The organism is Pinisolibacter sp. DMC100, assembly GCF_056313705.1.
Genome location: NZ_JBQUZT010000001.1, coordinates 1,372,941 through 1,387,790, shown reverse-complemented (window position 1 = coordinate 1,387,790; position 14,850 = coordinate 1,372,941). Strand labels below are relative to the sequence as shown.

General features: G+C 71.4%; 11 protein-coding genes. 3 read left to right on the top strand and 8 right to left on the bottom strand.

The window, feature by feature from the left end; genetic code table 11:
* Positions 1-41: 41 nt before the first annotated feature.
* From ACT541_RS06350 to ACT541_RS06335, 4 genes are all read right to left on the bottom strand, one after another.
* Positions 42-470 carry an AtpZ/AtpI family protein gene (locus ACT541_RS06350; RefSeq protein ID WP_476135176.1) on the bottom strand — a complete coding sequence of 143 codons (429 nt, stop codon included), beginning with the start codon at positions 468-470 and terminating at the stop codon, positions 42-44.
* 327 nt (positions 471-797) lie between these two features.
* Entirely contained in the window at positions 798-4,253 is a 3,456-nt protein-coding gene (locus ACT541_RS06345; protein WP_476135174.1) for a chromosome segregation SMC family protein, read from the bottom strand.
* A 40-nt stretch (positions 4,254-4,293) separates the two neighbouring features.
* Positions 4,294-4,920 (bottom strand): DsbA family protein, encoded by a 627-nt coding sequence (locus tag ACT541_RS06340; RefSeq protein WP_476135172.1) that lies wholly within the window; start codon positions 4,918-4,920, stop codon positions 4,294-4,296.
* A 160-nt stretch (positions 4,921-5,080) separates the two neighbouring features.
* Entirely contained in the window at positions 5,081-5,557 is a 477-nt protein-coding gene (locus tag ACT541_RS06335; RefSeq protein WP_476135170.1) for a DUF721 domain-containing protein, read from the bottom strand.
* A 181-nt stretch (positions 5,558-5,738) separates the two neighbouring features.
* On the opposite strand from ACT541_RS06335, the gene mutY reads away from it, so the two are divergent.
* Positions 5,739-6,812 carry an A/G-specific adenine glycosylase gene (mutY, locus tag ACT541_RS06330; RefSeq protein WP_476135169.1) on the top strand — a complete coding sequence of 358 codons (1,074 nt, stop codon included), beginning with the start codon at positions 5,739-5,741 and terminating at the stop codon, positions 6,810-6,812.
* A gap of 123 nt (positions 6,813-6,935) precedes the next feature.
* Here mutY and ACT541_RS06325 read toward each other — a convergent pair whose 3' ends face one another.
* On the bottom strand, positions 6,936-8,090 hold the full coding sequence (locus ACT541_RS06325; protein WP_476135167.1) for a DNA methyltransferase: 1,155 nt from the start codon (positions 8,088-8,090) through the stop codon (positions 6,936-6,938).
* 183 nt (positions 8,091-8,273) lie between these two features.
* On the opposite strand from ACT541_RS06325, the gene ACT541_RS06320 reads away from it, so the two are divergent.
* Both ACT541_RS06320 and ACT541_RS06315 read left to right on the top strand, forming a co-directional pair.
* The gene (locus tag ACT541_RS06320; RefSeq protein WP_476135165.1) at positions 8,274-8,951 is read left to right on the top strand and encodes an HAD family hydrolase; all 678 of its coding nucleotides are present in this window, start codon (positions 8,274-8,276) and stop codon (positions 8,949-8,951) included.
* Positions 8,952-9,001: 50 nt separating this feature from the next.
* Positions 9,002-10,504 carry an AMP nucleosidase gene (locus ACT541_RS06315; protein ID WP_476135163.1) on the top strand — a complete coding sequence of 501 codons (1,503 nt, stop codon included), beginning with the start codon at positions 9,002-9,004 and terminating at the stop codon, positions 10,502-10,504.
* A gap of 282 nt (positions 10,505-10,786) precedes the next feature.
* Here the strand turns inward: ACT541_RS06315 and ACT541_RS06310 are convergent, their stop codons facing one another.
* From ACT541_RS06310 to ACT541_RS06300, 3 genes are all read right to left on the bottom strand, one after another.
* On the bottom strand, positions 10,787-11,764 hold the full coding sequence (locus tag ACT541_RS06310) for a DUF4424 family protein (RefSeq protein ID WP_476135162.1): 978 nt from the start codon (positions 11,762-11,764) through the stop codon (positions 10,787-10,789).
* A gap of 133 nt (positions 11,765-11,897) precedes the next feature.
* Complete coding sequence (locus ACT541_RS06305) at positions 11,898-13,274, bottom strand: M16 family metallopeptidase (RefSeq protein ID WP_476135160.1); 1,377 nt, start codon at positions 13,272-13,274, stop codon at positions 11,898-11,900.
* Between the two features lie 20 nt (positions 13,275-13,294).
* On the bottom strand, positions 13,295-14,812 hold the full coding sequence (locus tag ACT541_RS06300) for a M16 family metallopeptidase (RefSeq protein WP_476135159.1): 1,518 nt from the start codon (positions 14,810-14,812) through the stop codon (positions 13,295-13,297).
* Between the last annotated feature and the right edge of the window lie 38 nt (positions 14,813-14,850).

The window sequence follows — 14,850 nt, the reverse complement described above, 5'->3', positions numbered from 1 at the left end:
CGTTTCGGCCCCTCGCATAGCACGCCGCGTCGCCGCGCGCTCTACGCCCTTGGACCATGATCGTCGTCCGGAGATGCCGGCCGCGATCCGGAATTTCCCTTCTCGCGCAGCCGTGCCCCCGCATCGGCCACCACGCCTTCGGCTCGCAGGACGTTGAGCACGCCGGCCGCGAAGCCGAGAAGAAGGAGGATGATCAACCCGAAGGGAGCGGTGCCCAGCGCCCGGTCGACCACCCATCCGAGGCCGCCGCCGACGATCACGCCGGCCACGAATTCGGAGGCGATCTTGGTCGCCTGAGCGAAGCCGGAAGACCTTGCCTTCGCCTTCGCCGCCTCTTCCGCCGCCCGTCTCGCCTCGAGGGTCTCCCCCAGCCGATCCAGACGTGCGGCGAGCGCCGCTTCCTCGGCGGATGCCGCGGGTCGCTTTGCTGCCCCGTCCGCCGGATCCCGTCCCTCAGATCCATCGATCATGGTCGAGATCCCTCGCTCGAGGCAATGCTTCCCGCAGGCTCGGCCATGGCCGATCCCACCTTCGAAACCGGGCGCACCATAGTGGCCGGGGAAAAGCCTGTCAAGGATACCAGACTTTAGTTTATCGCCATGAAATCAATGGGATAATCGAGCTTGCACGATGTTTTTGCGTATCCGCCGCCGATGCCCGCGTCCCCTCGCGCGGGCGCGGGCCGTGCGATCGCTCGCGGGCGATCCCTTCAGCGTCGTGATGTGCGCCGAAGACGGGGGATCGGGGACCCGAGAGAATCGCTCGTGAGCCCGCGAGAATCGCCGGGGCGTCGGGCGTCACGCGGGCTCGACGATGCGGGCGGCGACCTCGAGGTCGACCGAGACGAGGCGGGAGACGCCGCGCTCCGACATGGTGACGCCGAAGAGCCGGTTCATCCGCGCCATGGTGATCGGATTGTGAGTGATGACGACGAAGCGGGTGTCGGTCAGCCGCGTCATGCGGTCGAGCAGGTCGCAGTAGCGTTCGACGTTGGCGTCGTCGAGCGGCGCGTCGACCTCGTCGAGGACGCAGATCGGCGCCGGATTGGTGAGGAAGACGGCGAAGATCAGGGCGAGCGCGGTCAGCGCCTGTTCGCCGCCGGAGAGCAGCGTCAGCGTCGCCGGCTTCTTGCCGGGCGGGCGAGCGAGGATCTCGAGGCCGGCTTCGAGCGGATCGTCCGATTCGACCAGCTGCAGCTCGGCGTCGCCGCCGCCGAAGAGATGGGTGAAGAGCTCGCGGAAATGACCGTTGACCCGGTCGAAGGCGCCGAGCAGGCGCTCGCGGGCCTCGCGGTTGAGCGTGCCGATCGAGGCGCGCAGGCGCCGGATCGCCTCGACCAGTTCGTCGCGCTCGCCGGCCAGCGCCTCGCGGCGGGCCTCGACCTCGGTCAGTTCCGCCTCTGCGGCGAGATTGACCTGGCCGAGCTTCTCGCGCTCGACGCGCAGACGCTCCAGGCGCCGCTCGGTCGCGGTCTCGTCGGGCGGCGGCGCGTCGGGCGCGAGGCCGAGACGATGGGCGAGCGCCTCGGGTTCGATCGAGAAGGCCTCGGCGATGGCGTCGGCGATCTCGGCGCGGCGGGAGGCGGCGGCGACGAGCCGTTCCTCGGCGCGGCCCTTGGCCTCACGGGCGGTCGACAGCGCCTCGAGGGCGGCGCGGGCGAGATGATCGGCCTCGGCCTGGGCGCGCTCGCCGAGCGTCAGGGCATCGGAGGCGGCGGCACGCGCCGCCTCGGCGGTCGCGATCTCGCCGGCGAGACGGACGCGGGCGTCGTCGAGATCGGCGGGGCGATCGAGAAGTTCGTCGCGCTCGGCCTCGGCCTCGGCGCGGCGTTCGGCGACGAGGGCGGCCTGACGCTCGGCGCTGGCGGCGCGCGCCGCCCAGCCCTGGCGTTCGGTCTCGATGGCGCGGCGGCGGCGTTCGCGCGCCTCCGCCTCGCGCAGATGGGTCTGGCGGGCGGCGCGGGCCTCGGCGACCGAGGCGCGTTCGATCGAGACGCGGGCGCGGGCCTCGGCGAGATCGATCTCGAGGACGCGGGTCTCGGGCAGATCGGCGGCGTCGGCGCGGGCCGCCTCGGCGCGGGCGGTCGCCTCCTCGCGCTCGGCCTCGAGGCGCGCGGCGGTCTCGACGAGACGGGCGAGCGCCGCGGCGCGGGTCGCCGCCTCGCGCTCCAGGCGTGTGAGGAGTTCGCGCGCCGTCGTCTCGTCGCGGCGGGCGAGGCGCAGCGCCTCGCGGGCGGCGGTCGCGGCGCTCGCGGCGCGGGTCTCGGCGGCGGTCGCGGCCTCGCGGGCGAGGCGGGCGGCCTCGACGGCGTCGCGGGCCGCCGCGATCAGTCCATCGAGTTCGGCGAGGCGATTGCGGGCGGAGAGGCGGCGCGCCGCGGCGGTCGGGGCGTCGGCGGCGACCGTCAGGCCGTCCCAGCGCCAGAGGTCGCCCTCGCGCGAGACGAGGCGCTGGCCGGGCACGAGGGCGAAGCGCAGGCGGGCGCCTTGCGATCGCTCGACGAGGCCGATCTGGGCGAGGCGGCGCGACAGCAGCGCCGGCGCGCGGACGTGCTTCGCCAGCGGCTCGGCGCCGGGCGGCAGGGCGGGATCGGCGGTTCCCGGGCCGGGATCGCGCCAGTGGACGGGGGCGCCTTCGTCGGCGGAGATCTCGAGATCGTCGCCCAGCGCTGCGGCGAGGGCCGCCTCGAGGCCGGGGGCGACGGCGATGTGCTCGACGATCGGCGGCCACAGCTGTTCGGCGGCGACGTCGAGCATGCGGGCGAGCGTCTTGGCCTCGGCCTCGAGCCGGGAGAGGTCGCGTTCGGCCTCGGCGAGCGCGACGCGGGCGGCCTCGGAGCCGCTGCGTGCCGCGCCGATCGCCTCTTCGGCCTCGGCGACGCGGTCCTCGGCCTCGACCACCGCGGCGGTCGCGGTCTCGCAGTCGTCGCGGGCGATCTCGAGCGCCTCGTCGTCGCCGGTCGCTTCCAGCGCGGCACGGTCGCGGGCGCAGGCGGCGGCTTCCGTCGCGAGACGGGCAAGCCGCTCCTCGGCGGCACGGCGGGCCTCGTCGAGGGCGCGGCGGCGCGCTTCCGCCTCGGCGAGACGGGCCTGGCGATCGGCGAGATCGCTCTCGGCGACGGCAAGGCGCGCCTCGGTCTCGGCGAGACCGTCCTCGGCATCGGCGAGGATGGCGGCGCTCTCCTCGGCTTCCGCCGCGAGATCTTCCTCTTCGTCGGCGAGACGGGCGAGCGCCGAGGTCATGTCCTCGGCGAGGCTCGCCTCGCGGGCGGCGTCGGCGGCGAGCTGGGCGAGGCGGCGCTCGAGATCGGCGAGGCGATCGCGGATGCGGCGTTCCTCGGCATCGATCTCGGCCGAGGCCATGCGCAGGCGTTGCAGCGTCGCGCCGGTCTCGGCCTCGACACGGCGCAGTTCGGGCAGGTCGTGGGCGGCGACGGCCGCATCGCGGGCGGACCGGGCCTGCGCCTCGGCGCGTTCGTCGGCGCCTCGCGTCGCCTCTGCGAGGGCGGCGGCGGCCTCGTCCTCGCGCACCACCGCCTCGCACCAGCGCAGCCAGCCGATGGTCGCCTCGGCGTCGCGGATCTCGGCGGAGAGGTTGCGATAGCGCACCGCCTGACGGGTCTGGCGCTTGAGGCTCTCGACGCGGGTCTCGAACTCGGTCAGCACGTCCTCGACGCGCTCGAGGTTCTGCTCGGCCGCCTTGAGGCGGATCTCGGCCTCGTTGCGGCGGGAATGGAGGCCGGAGATGCCGGCCGCCTCTTCCAGCACGGCGCGGCGCGCCGTCGGCTTGGCGGCGATCAGCTCGCCGATCTGGCCCTGACGCACCATCGAGGGCGAGCGCGAGCCGGTCGAGGCGTCGGCGAACAGGAGCTGGACGTCGCGGGCGCGGACGTCGCGGCCGTTGACCCGGTAGGTCGAGCCGGCCTCGCGTTCGATGCGACGCGACACTTCGAGCAGGTCGGCGTCGGCGAGCGGCAGCGCCACCGTGCGGTCGGAGTTGTCGAGGGTGAGCGTCACTTCCGCGGAGTTGCGGCCCGGGCGGCGGCCCGAGCCGGCGAAGATGACGTCGTCCATGCCGGAGGCGCGCATGGACTTCCAGGAGTTCTCGCCCATGACCCAGCGAAGGGCCTCGACGAGATTGGACTTGCCGCAGCCGTTCGGCCCGACGACGCCCGTCAGCCCCGGTTCGATCCGGAACTCGGTCGGCTCGACGAAGGTCTTGAAGCCCGAGAGCCTCAGCCGAGTGAACCGCACCGTCCCCTCCCCCGTTCGGGCGAAGGCCGCCCGCCCCGCCTCACTTGAGGAAGGGCGCCAGCGCCTCGTCCATCTCGGCGATCGTGCCGATGCCGACGATCTTCTTGCCGTTGACGAAGAAGGTCGGGGTGCCGTCGATCTTGAAGTCCTTGGCGGCGCGCTCGCGGCCGGCGGTGATGCCGTCGAGGAGCTTCTGGTCGGTCAGACAGGCGTTGAACGTGTCGCGGGTGAAGCCGGACTGCTTGGAGAGCTGGAACAGCGCGTCGACGGGGTTCTCCGCCCGCGCCCAGTCCTTCTGCTTGGAATAGAACAGGCCGTTGACGTCGAAGTAGCGGTCGCCGGGGGCGCAGCGCGACAACATCGAGACGGCGGCGGCGAGCGCGTCGAGCGGGAACTCGCGATAGACGAAATAGACCTTGCCGGTCTTGATGTACTTCTCATCGAGATGCGGGAACACCGCCTCGTGGAAGTGGGCGCAGTGGCCGCAGGTCATCGAGGCATATTCGATCACCGTGACCGGCGCGTTCGGGTCGCCGAGCGCCTTGTCGGGCAGCACGCCCGGCTGCTTCAGCGCCGTCGTGTCGAACGTGCCCTGGGCGGCGGCGGGAGCGAGCCCCGCGGCGAACACGGCGGCGGAGGCGAGAAGGAGGCTGCGGCGGGTCTGCATCGGGGAGGATCCTCGAAGGGCGGGTCGCGGCGAAATCGGCCGATCTTCCCCCTTCAATAGCCCGAATGTGGCGAGACGTCGCCCCCGCGCGCCCGTTCACGTCATCGTCAACGGTGGACAACCCGGCGGATATCAACGGCTTTGTGCAGGATTCGACGTTTCAGCGACGCCGCGAGGCGACGACGGCGTGACCGAGACGGGAGAGCGCCGCCCTGAGGCCCTCGTCCTCGATGCCCTCGACGAGGGTGGCGAGATAAGCCTCCTCGCTCGCCGCCAACGCGCGCAGGCGCGGCGGGCGGGTGATGCGCGGGCGCTCGATCGGCTTCTGCACGATCTTCAGCCGCGCCACGGCGGGAAAGCCGAAATGGGCGTTGATGCGTTCGAGCACGCGCGGCGCGTCGTGCTGGAGGAGAAGGGCGCGGGCGCCCTCGCAGCGCACGATCAGCGTCGCCGGTTCGAAGCCCTCCTCGCCGCCGTCCTCGAGCCGACGCGGCCAGGAGAGACGCTCCGGCTGGGTCGCCTCGGCATGGGCGGCGCCGACGATCTCGGCCCAATGGGCGAAGAGATCGGTCGAGGCGAAACCACGCTTCTTCGCCGCCGGCTTCAGCACGTCGCCGAGCGCCTCGGCGACCGACACGGGTCCGCGCCGGCGGTGGGGCCGGGAGCCTTGGGACGAGAAACGGGTGTCGGGGGCGTTCGCCATGGCGCCACCATGGCGAAGCGGGCGGGCGGAAACAAGGCGGGGAAACGCGCGTTCCGCCGGACCTTGCGCCGGCGCGGGCTTTTCTCCCCGCCATCCCCACGCTAGGTGAGGAGGCATGGATGCTGCCCTCGCCCTCCCCGCCCCACGCGCCGCCGATCTCCTTTCCTGGTACGACCGGCACCACCGCCGCCTGCCGTGGCGGGTGACGCCGCCGGAACACGCGGAGGGCGTCGTCGCCGATCCCTATCGGGTGTGGCTCTCCGAGATCATGCTGCAGCAGACGACCGTCGCCGCGGTGAAGAGCTATTTCGAGGCCTTCACCGCGCGCTGGCCGCGGGTCGTCGATCTCGCCGCCGCCGACGAGGCCGAGGTGATGAAGGCCTGGGCCGGGCTCGGCTACTATTCCCGCGCACGCAATCTGCACGCCTGCGCCAAGGCGGTCGTGGCCGAACACGGCGGACGCTTCCCCGCGACCGAGGACGCGCTGCGGGCGCTGCCCGGCATCGGCGCCTATACCGCAGCGGCGATCGCGGCGATCGCCTTCGATCAGCGCGCGACCGTCGTCGACGGCAACGTCGAGCGCGTCGTCGCCCGGATCTTCGCGGTGGAGGAGGAGATGCCCGCCGCCAAGCCGGCGCTGCGCAAACTCGCCGCGACGCTGACGCCGGACGTCCGGCCGGGCGACTTCGCCCAGGCCACGATGGATCTCGGCGCGACGATCTGCACGCCGCGCAAGCCCGCCTGTGCGCTCTGCCCGTGGACGGCGTCCTGCCGGGCCCGCGCGCTCGGCATCGCCGAGAGCCTGCCGATGCGGGCGGCGAAGACGGCGCGGCCGGAGCGGGTCGGGGTCTGCCACGTCGCGGTGCGCGAGGACGGCGCGGTGCTGCTGCGCCGGCGTCCGCCGAAGGGCCTCCTCGGCGGCATGAGCGAGCCGCCGGGTGGCGACTGGGGGGCTGTCGGGACGATCGCCGAGGTGGCGCCTCCGGTCGCCGGACGCTGGCGCAGAATCGCGACGCCGGTCGTCCACGTCTTCACCCATTTCCGGCTGGAGCTGACGGTGATGCGCGGCGACGTCCCGCGCTCGACCCCGGCGCCGGCGGGACACTGGTGGTCGGCTCCGAAGGACCTTCCCGGCGAGGCGCTGCCGAGCGTCTTCCGCAAGGCGGTCGACGCGGCACTCGAGGGCTGAGGCGCGGGGCATCGTCCCCGACCGACACCCGCGAACGAAAGCGCCCCGGGATCGCTCCCGGGGCGTTTCGTCGAGCAACGTGCGCCACAGGGGGGGACGGCGCGTCGTTCTCGGAACGATGGGTCAGGCGGCGTCGCCGTGGCGGGCGCGCCATTCCTTGCGCAGCTCGTCGATCACCAGCGGCCGGCCATCGCGCGAGGCGTGCCAGAAGGTCCAGCCGTTGCAGGCCTCCGCGCCCTGGACGAGCGCGCCGACCCGGTGGATCGAGCCGGCGGCATGGCCAGGCGCCTCGAGGCTGCCGTCGATGCGGACGGTGGCGAGATGGCGGCCCTTGGCGTCGAACAGCACTTCGCCGGGGGTGATCAGGCCGGTCTCGATCAGGGCGCCGAAGGGGATGCGCGCCTCGGCGCGCTTGCCCTTGACCAGCGACAGGGCCGTCGCGTCGAAGGGCTCGACCGCGGCGATGCGGGCCTCCGCCGCCGCGGCATAGGTGCGGTCGCGCTCGACGCCGACGAAGCGGCGGCCGAGGCGCTTGGCCACCGCCCCGGTCGTGCCGGTGCCGAAGAAGGGATCGAGCACCACGTCGCCGGGGTTCGACGAGGCGAGCAGCACCCGGTGCAGCAGGCCTTCCGGCTTCTGGGTCGGGTGGACCTTGTCGCCGGCGGAGTCCTTCAGACGCTCGCCGCCGTTGCAGATCGGGATCGTCCAGTCCGAGCGCATCTGGGTGTCTTCGTTGAAGGCCTTCAGCGCGTCGTAGTTGAACGTGTACTTCTTGGCGTTCTTGTCGCGACCGGCCCAGATCAGCGTCTCGTGGGCGTTCTGGAAGCGCTTGCCCTTGAAGTTGGGCATCGGGTTGGTCTTGCGCCACACCACGTCGTTGAGGATCCAGAAGCCGAGGTCCTGGAGGATGGCGCCGACGCGGAAGATGTTGTGGTAGCTGCCGATGACCCACAGCGTGCCGTCGGGCTTCAGGACGCGCCGCACCGCCAGCAGCCAGGCACGGGTGAAGGCGTCGTAGGCCTCGAAGCTCTCGAACTGGTCCCAGGCGTCGTCGACCGCGTCGACCAGGCTCTGGTCGGGACGATGGAGGGCACCGGCGAGCTGCAGATTGTAGGGCGGGTCGGCGAAGACCAGATCGACCGAGGCCGACGGCAGTTTCTCGAGCTCCGCGACGCAGTCCCCGATCAGGATCCGATCGAGGAAATCGGCGCGCGCATGCGGCGTCGAGAGAGAGGCAGGCGAGCCCGTTCGGGCCGTCCGGATACGCGACTGGGACATGAACACGCTCGCCTGAGTTACGCGGCTACTCGATGGCGTCATGGTTACCGATCGCGGTAAAGGCGAGGTAAAGAGCATCGGGCACGGCGCCGCGGGAGGCCGGGGTGCGCGGCGCGCTCTTCCAACCGTCGCATCGCCCCCCTACAAAGGAACGAGACATCCACCCCCGACTCGGGACCAGACATGCTCGTCATCTTCGATTGCGACGGCGTCCTCATCGACAGCGAGGTCGTCGCCGCGCGCCTCGAGGCGGAAGCCGTGACCGAACTCGGCCTGCCGATGACCACGGAAGAGATCTGCCGCCGCTTCGCCGGCGTCACCACCCGCGAGGTGTGGGCGACGCTCGAGAAGGAACTCGGTAAGCCGCTGCCGCCCGGCTTCTTCGAGGCCTTCCTCGTTCGCGTGCGCGAGGTCTTCGCCGACGATCTCGAGGCGATCCCCGGCGCGCGCAAGGCGCTCGAGGCGATCCGGGCGCGGTCGATCCCCTATTGCGTCGCCTCGTCGACGCAGATGCATTCGCTCGTCACCAATCTCGGCACCGCCGGGCTGGCCGACCTCTTCGACGGCAACGTCTTCTCGGCGAGCCTGGTCAAGCGGCCGAAGCCGGCGCCGGACGTCTTCCTGCTCGCCGCCTCGCAGATGGGCGCCGACCCGGCCGACATCGTGGTGATCGAGGATTCGATCGCCGGCGTCACCGCGGCCCGGCGGGCCGGGATGGCGGTCGTCGGCTTCGTCGGCGGCAGCCACGTCACCCCCGGTCACGACGAGCGGCTGACGGCGGCGGGAGCGCGGGCGATCTTCTCGCGCATGGACGACCTCGCGGCGGTGCTGGCGGCCCAGGGCTTCGCCGTCGCCGCCTGAGGAAACACGACACGCGAGGCGGCGGGAGACCGCCCGCGGAAGGAGGAGCGATGCAGACGATCGGTCAGGGCGTTCCCTTGGGGACGACCGTCGAGACCCCGGCGGTGCCGGCGCCGGCCTTCTTCACCGACGCGGTCGCCGCCGTGGCACGGCTCGAGGCGCTCTACGGCGAGGCGATCGCCTTCCTCTCGCGCCGCTTCCGCGAGGTGGCGGAGAGCGGCGAGGTGAGCGCGCGCATCCGCGCCTTCTACCCCGAGATCCGCATCGCCATCGACACCCATGCCCGGCTCGATTCCCGCCTCGCCTTCGGCTACGTGCAGGGACCGGGGCGCTATGCCACCACCGTGACGCGGCCGAATCTCTTCCGCCGCTACCTGACGATCCAGATCGAGCAGCTGCTCGCCAATCACGGCGTTCCGGTCGAGATCGGCGTCTCGGAACAGCCGATCCCGCTGCATTTCGCCCTGACCAGCGACGTCTCGATCAACGGCGACGTCGAGGAGAAGATCGGCCGGCCCCTGCGCGACGTCTTCGACGTGCCGGATCTCGCCGTCACCGACGACGCCATCGTCAACGGCACCTGGACGGCGAAGAACGGCGAGGCGGCGCCGCTCGCGCCCTTCACGGCGCCGCGCATCGACTATTCGCTCGCCCGCCTGCAGCACTACACCGCGACGGCGCCGCTGCATTTCCAGAACTACGTGCTCTTCACCAACTACCAGTTCTACGTCGACGAGTTCGTCGCCTTCGCCAGGCGCGCGCTCGACGAGCCCGAACGCGGCTTCACCGCCTTCGTCGAGCCGGGCAACGTCGTCTGGCGGCCGGGCGAGACGGTGCCGGAGGGCACCCAGCCGCCGCGGGCGCCGCAGATGCCGGCCTATCACCTCGTCCGGCCCGGACACGCCGGCATCACCATGGTCAACATCGGCATCGGCCCGTCGAACGCCAAGACGGCGACCGACCACGTCGCGGTGCTGCGGCCGCACGCCTGGATCATGCTCGGCCACTGCGCCGGCCTGAGGAACACCCAGAAGCTCGGCGACTACGTGCTCGCCCACGCCTATGTCCGCGACGACCACGTGCTCGACGCCGACCTGCCGCTGTGGGCCCCCGTCCCGGCGCTCGCCGAGATCCAGGTGGCGCTCGAGCAGGCGGTGGCGGAGGTGACCGGGCTCGCCGGCTTCGAGCTGAAGACGATCATGCGGACGGGCACCGTCGCGACGATCGACAACCGCAACTGGGAACTGCGCGACCAGCAGGAACTGGTCGAGCGCTTCTCGCAGTCGCGCGCCATCGCCCTCGACATGGAATCGGCGACGATCGCCGCCAACGGGTTCCGCTTCCGCGTGCCCTACGGCACGCTGCTCTGCGTCTCCGACAAGCCGCTGCACGGCGAGCTGAAACTGCCCGGCATGGCGAGCGAGTTCTATCGCCGCCAGGTCGGCCAGCACCTCGAGATCGGCATCCGCGCCATGGAGAAGCTCCGCTCGCAACCGGCGGAGAAGATCCACTCCCGCAAGCTCAGGAGCTTCGAGGAAGTGGCGTTCCAGTGAGGGGCGGCGCCCGCGCCGCGGCAGGGCCCCCTTCTCCCCTAGCGGGACCTTCGCGCAATTCCGCCGAGCCGAATTCGACGCTGTGCGCGATGCTTCGAGACGGCGCGCACGGCGCGCCTCCTCAGCATGAGGCGCTCGTGTTTGCAGAGGAAATCTCCGACGCCTCATCCTGAGGAGCGCCGCAGGCGCGTCTCGAAGGATCGCGCACGGACGTCGACCGAACCTCCGTCGGACAGCGCAGAGGTTCCCTCGCCGGAGAAGGGAACCTCCGCGGCGCCCCCCTCAATACGTGATCGCCGGCTTGACGATCAGCACGTTGACGTCCCGCTTCGGCGTGAAGTTCTGGTAGCGGACCTCGAAGCGGGTCGGGGCGATCTTCTTCACCCCGGTGCCGCAGAAGGACACCAGATTCTTCGGGTCGCCCTTGTCGATCACCATTCGGAAGTCGCCGATCGGGCCCTTCCAGTTCGCGCCCGACGTCAGCACGTAGGCGATCCAGAGATCGGGGCGATAGCTGTCCTTCCTGGTCACGCCGGCGTCGAAGCCGCGGACGAAGTCGTCGTCGATGCAGAACTTGGCGCGGTAGGCGGCGACGTCCCCGGCGAAGTCCTTCACCGTGCGCAGATCCTTCTTGAGGATCGAGCCGACCGAGCCGCCGACGAAGGGCTTGTAGGCATGCGACACCCGGATCGGGCGCCCGGCCGGGAAGACCTGGGTGCGGCTGACGGCGGTCTTCGTCGTCCACAGCGGCGTCCAGCTCGGCGGGGTCGACTGACCGTCCTCGATCAGGCCTTCGGCGACCAGCGCCTCGCGCTCGGCGGGGGTGAGCGCCTTCACCGCCGCGTCGTATTTCTCCCAGACCGGCATCAGCGGGATCTTCGCCGCCTTCAGCCGCTCGGTGACGTCGCGCCCCTTCAGCACCGCGGTCTGGGTCAGCGTCAGATCGGCCGGCTTGCCGTCGACCAGCGTGCGGAAGCCGAGTTCGCCGGTGAAGTCGTAGGCCGGCTTCTCGATGCCGTTCTCGATGTCGGGCAGCGGGAAGGCGACCACCGTCTCGATGTCGGCGGACGACGTGTTGAGGAAGACGTAGTCGACGGTGACCTTCTCTTCGGAGATGAAGAGATCTTCCGACTGCATGACGATCGCGTCCGACTTCGTCAGGACCAGGCCGCCGAGGCCGAGTTCCGCGGTACTGTCGTTGGCGAGCGCCGGCACGGCGACGGCGGCGAGAAGAGCGGCGAGCGCAATGCTGCGAGACATGGTGTCCTCCGACCCGGATCGGAGGGCAACCGGCCCTCCCCGTCGGAGTAGAGCCGCAACCGCGCGGCGAGGCAACGGGGATCGCGCATGCGGCCGGGCAAGGCCCGTTGCGGACGCCGGCCCCCGGCTCCGCTCACTTCTTCGCCGGATCGGCGGGCTTCGGCGTCGGGACCGGCGCGGCGCCGGCGGGGGTCGAGACCGGGCCGACCACGACGACGCTCGGGGCCTCGGCGAGGATGCGCCTGGCCGCCCGCTTGACGTCGTCGAGCGTCACCGCCTCGATCATCGCGTTGCGCCGGTCGATGTAGTCGATGCCGAGATCCTCGATCTGGATGCCGAGGACGGCGCCGGCGATCTTGTCCGACGTGTCGAAGCGCAGCGGATAGGAGCCGATCAGATAGGCCTTGGCGGCGGCGAGTTCGGCGACCGTCGGCCCCTGATCGCGCATCCGTTCGAGTTCCTTGCGCACGATCGCCATCGTCTCGTCGACCTTGTCGGCCGAGGTGCCGAGGGCGCCGACGAACTGGCCGGCGTGCATCTGCGGCGCGAGGCCGGTCGCCACCGAATAGGCGAGACCGCGCTTCTCGCGGACCTCCTGGTAGAGCCAGGACGAGAAGGTGCCGCCGCCGAGGATGTGGTTCATCACATAGGCGGCCATGAAGTCGGGATCGGCCCGCTTGAGCCCCGGCCCGCCGAAGCGGACGGCGGCCTGCGGCACGTCCATCGCCTCGCGCGCCGTGACGCCGGCCTTCGGCACCACGTCGGCGACGGCGACGAGCTTTCCCTCCGCCGGCAACGCGCCGAAGATCCTGTCGAGCGCCGGGGCGAGCGTCGCCGCGTCGATGTCGCCGACGACGGCGATCTTCAGACCCTTGCGGGTGAAGATCTCGGCATGGGCCTTCTTCAGATCGGCGACCGAGATGGTGGCGACCGAGGCCTCGGTACCCTCGCCCGGACGGGCATAGGGGTGGTCGGGGAACACGGTCTTCGCCCAGGTCCGGGCGGCGACGGCGTCGGGATTGCGCGCGGCGCGGCGGATGCCGGTGATCGTCTGGACCCGCATGCGCTCCACCGCTTCGGCGTCGAAGCGCGGCTTGGCGAGCGCCAGGGCCAGCAGATCGAAGGCGGCGGCGCGGTTCTCCGACAGGACCTTCATCTCGCCGGAGAAGCGGTCGAGCTCGTCGGAGAAGGAGAGGTCGATCGACAGTTCCTCGAGGCGCTTCTGGAAGGCCTGCGAGGGGATGTCGCCGGCGCCCTCGTCGAGCAGGCTCGACAGGAGGTTGACGGTGCCCTCCTTGCCCGGTGCGTCCTGGGTCGAGCCGCCGAGGAAGGAGAAATCCAACGCGACGATCGGAACCGCGTGTTCCTCGACCAGCCAGGCCTCGATGCCCGAGGGGCTGACGACGCGCTGGATGCGGCCGGCCGAGGCGGGGGTCGCGGCGGCGAGAAGACCGAGGCCGACGACGAGGGCCGCCGTGGCGTACCGCAGGCGGGAGGCGAAGAAGGTCATGATCGCGATCCTCGTGCGGTTCAACGGAGGGCGTCGAGCGTGGCGAAGCCGGCCGGCGGCTCGGCGTAGCGGATCGGTCCCCCGCCCATCGGGCCGCCCCCGACCGGGAAGGCGGCGCGCGGCCGCGGCTTGCCGGAGGGCGGCGCGCTCTTCAGTTCGCCGGTGACGGCACCCTGCGGTGCCAGCCACTTGGCCGCCGCCGCCTTGATCGCTTCCGGTTCGACCGCGCGGATGCGCGAGGGCCAGTTGCGGACGAGGTCGACGTTGCCGCCGGTCGCCATCTCGGCGCCGAACAGGCGGGCGAGCGAGGCCTGGTTGTCCTGCACCTTGATCGCCTCGGCATAGACCTTGGACTTGGAGCGGGCGACCTCCTCGTCCGGCACGCCCTTCTCGGCGACGTCGGCGATCACCGCCTCGATCGCCCTCGACAGCGCGTCGAAGGAGACGCCGTCGCGCGGGCTGGCGGCGACGACGAAGCGGCCGTCGTCGAGCGCGTCGCTCTGGTAGAAGGCGCCGACGTTGCTGGCGAGCTGCTTCTCGATGACGATGGTGCGGTAGAGCCGGCTGGTGGCGCCGCCGCCGAGCGCGTCGGCGAGCAGTTCCAGCGTCTCGGACTGGCCGGGCTCGGCGGTGTGGCTCGACGGCACCCGCCACATCCGCCGCCACGACGGCTGGTTGACCAGTTCGTCGGCGAGCGACACGGTGATCGAGGCGACCGCCTCCGGGTCCTTCGGGCGCGACCGCTTCGGCGGTTCGGCGCGGCGGGGCACCCGACCGTAGTGGGTCAGCGCCAGATCGCGCACCGCCACCTCGTCGACGTCGCCGGCCACCACCAGCACCGCGTTGTTGGGCGTGTAGAAGCGATCGTAGAAGGCCTTGGCGTCGTCGACCGTCAGCTTCTCGATCTCCGAGCGCCAGCCGATCACCGGGATGCGGTAGGGATGGCCGGGGTGCAGCGCCGCGTCGACCGCCTCGCCGAGTTTGGCGGAGGGATCGTTGTCGGTGCGCATCGAGCGCTCCTCGAGCACGACCTTGAGTTCGGGCGCGGCGGTCGCCGGATCGAGCGCGAGGTTCTGCATCCGATCGGCCTCGAGGCTCATGACCAGCCCGAGATGCTCCTTGGCGACCCGCTGGTAATAGGCGGTGTAGTCCCACGAGGTGAAGGCGTTCTCCTGGCCGCCGATCGCGGCGACCTTGTTGGAGAAGGTGCCGCCCGGGTTGGCCTTGGTGCCCTTGAACATCAGATGTTCGAGATAGTGGGCGATGCCCGACTTGCCGGCCGGTTCGTCGGCCGAGCCGGCGCGGTACCACACCATGTGGGTCACGACCGCGGCGCGGCGGTCGGGGATGACCACGACGGTCAGCCCGTTCGGCAGCTGGAAGGTCGAGACGTTGGCGCCGATGACCGGGGCGGCGGCGGAAGCGGCCGGCGCGGTCGTGGCGGGCGGGGGCGTGACCGGACCTTCGGCGAACGCCGGTGCGGCGAGCGTGGCGGCGAGGACGGAGACGGCGACGAATCGCCCGAGCGAGCGCGGCAAGAACCGAACCTCCTGGAACAGATGCAGGGCGGCCGGCG

Bases quoted from the DNA above. Each gene is read 5' to 3' on its own strand.
- ACT541_RS06350 (WP_476135176.1), bottom strand. From the start codon at position 470: ATGATCGATGGATCTGAGGGACGGGATCCGGCGGACGGGGCAGCAAAG.
- ACT541_RS06340 (WP_476135172.1), bottom strand. From the start codon at position 4,920: ATGCAGACCCGCCGCAGCCTCCTTCTCGCCTCCGCCGCCGTGTTCGCC.
- mutY (WP_476135169.1), top strand. From the start codon at position 5,739: ATGGATGCTGCCCTCGCCCTCCCCGCCCCACGCGCCGCCGATCTCCTT.
- ACT541_RS06325 (WP_476135167.1), bottom strand. From the start codon at position 8,090: ATGTCCCAGTCGCGTATCCGGACGGCCCGAACGGGCTCGCCTGCCTCT.
- ACT541_RS06320 (WP_476135165.1), top strand. From the start codon at position 8,274: ATGCTCGTCATCTTCGATTGCGACGGCGTCCTCATCGACAGCGAGGTC.
- ACT541_RS06315 (WP_476135163.1), top strand. From the start codon at position 9,002: ATGCAGACGATCGGTCAGGGCGTTCCCTTGGGGACGACCGTCGAGACC.
- ACT541_RS06310 (WP_476135162.1), bottom strand. From the start codon at position 11,764: ATGTCTCGCAGCATTGCGCTCGCCGCTCTTCTCGCCGCCGTCGCCGTG.
- ACT541_RS06305 (WP_476135160.1), bottom strand. From the start codon at position 13,274: ATGACCTTCTTCGCCTCCCGCCTGCGGTACGCCACGGCGGCCCTCGTC.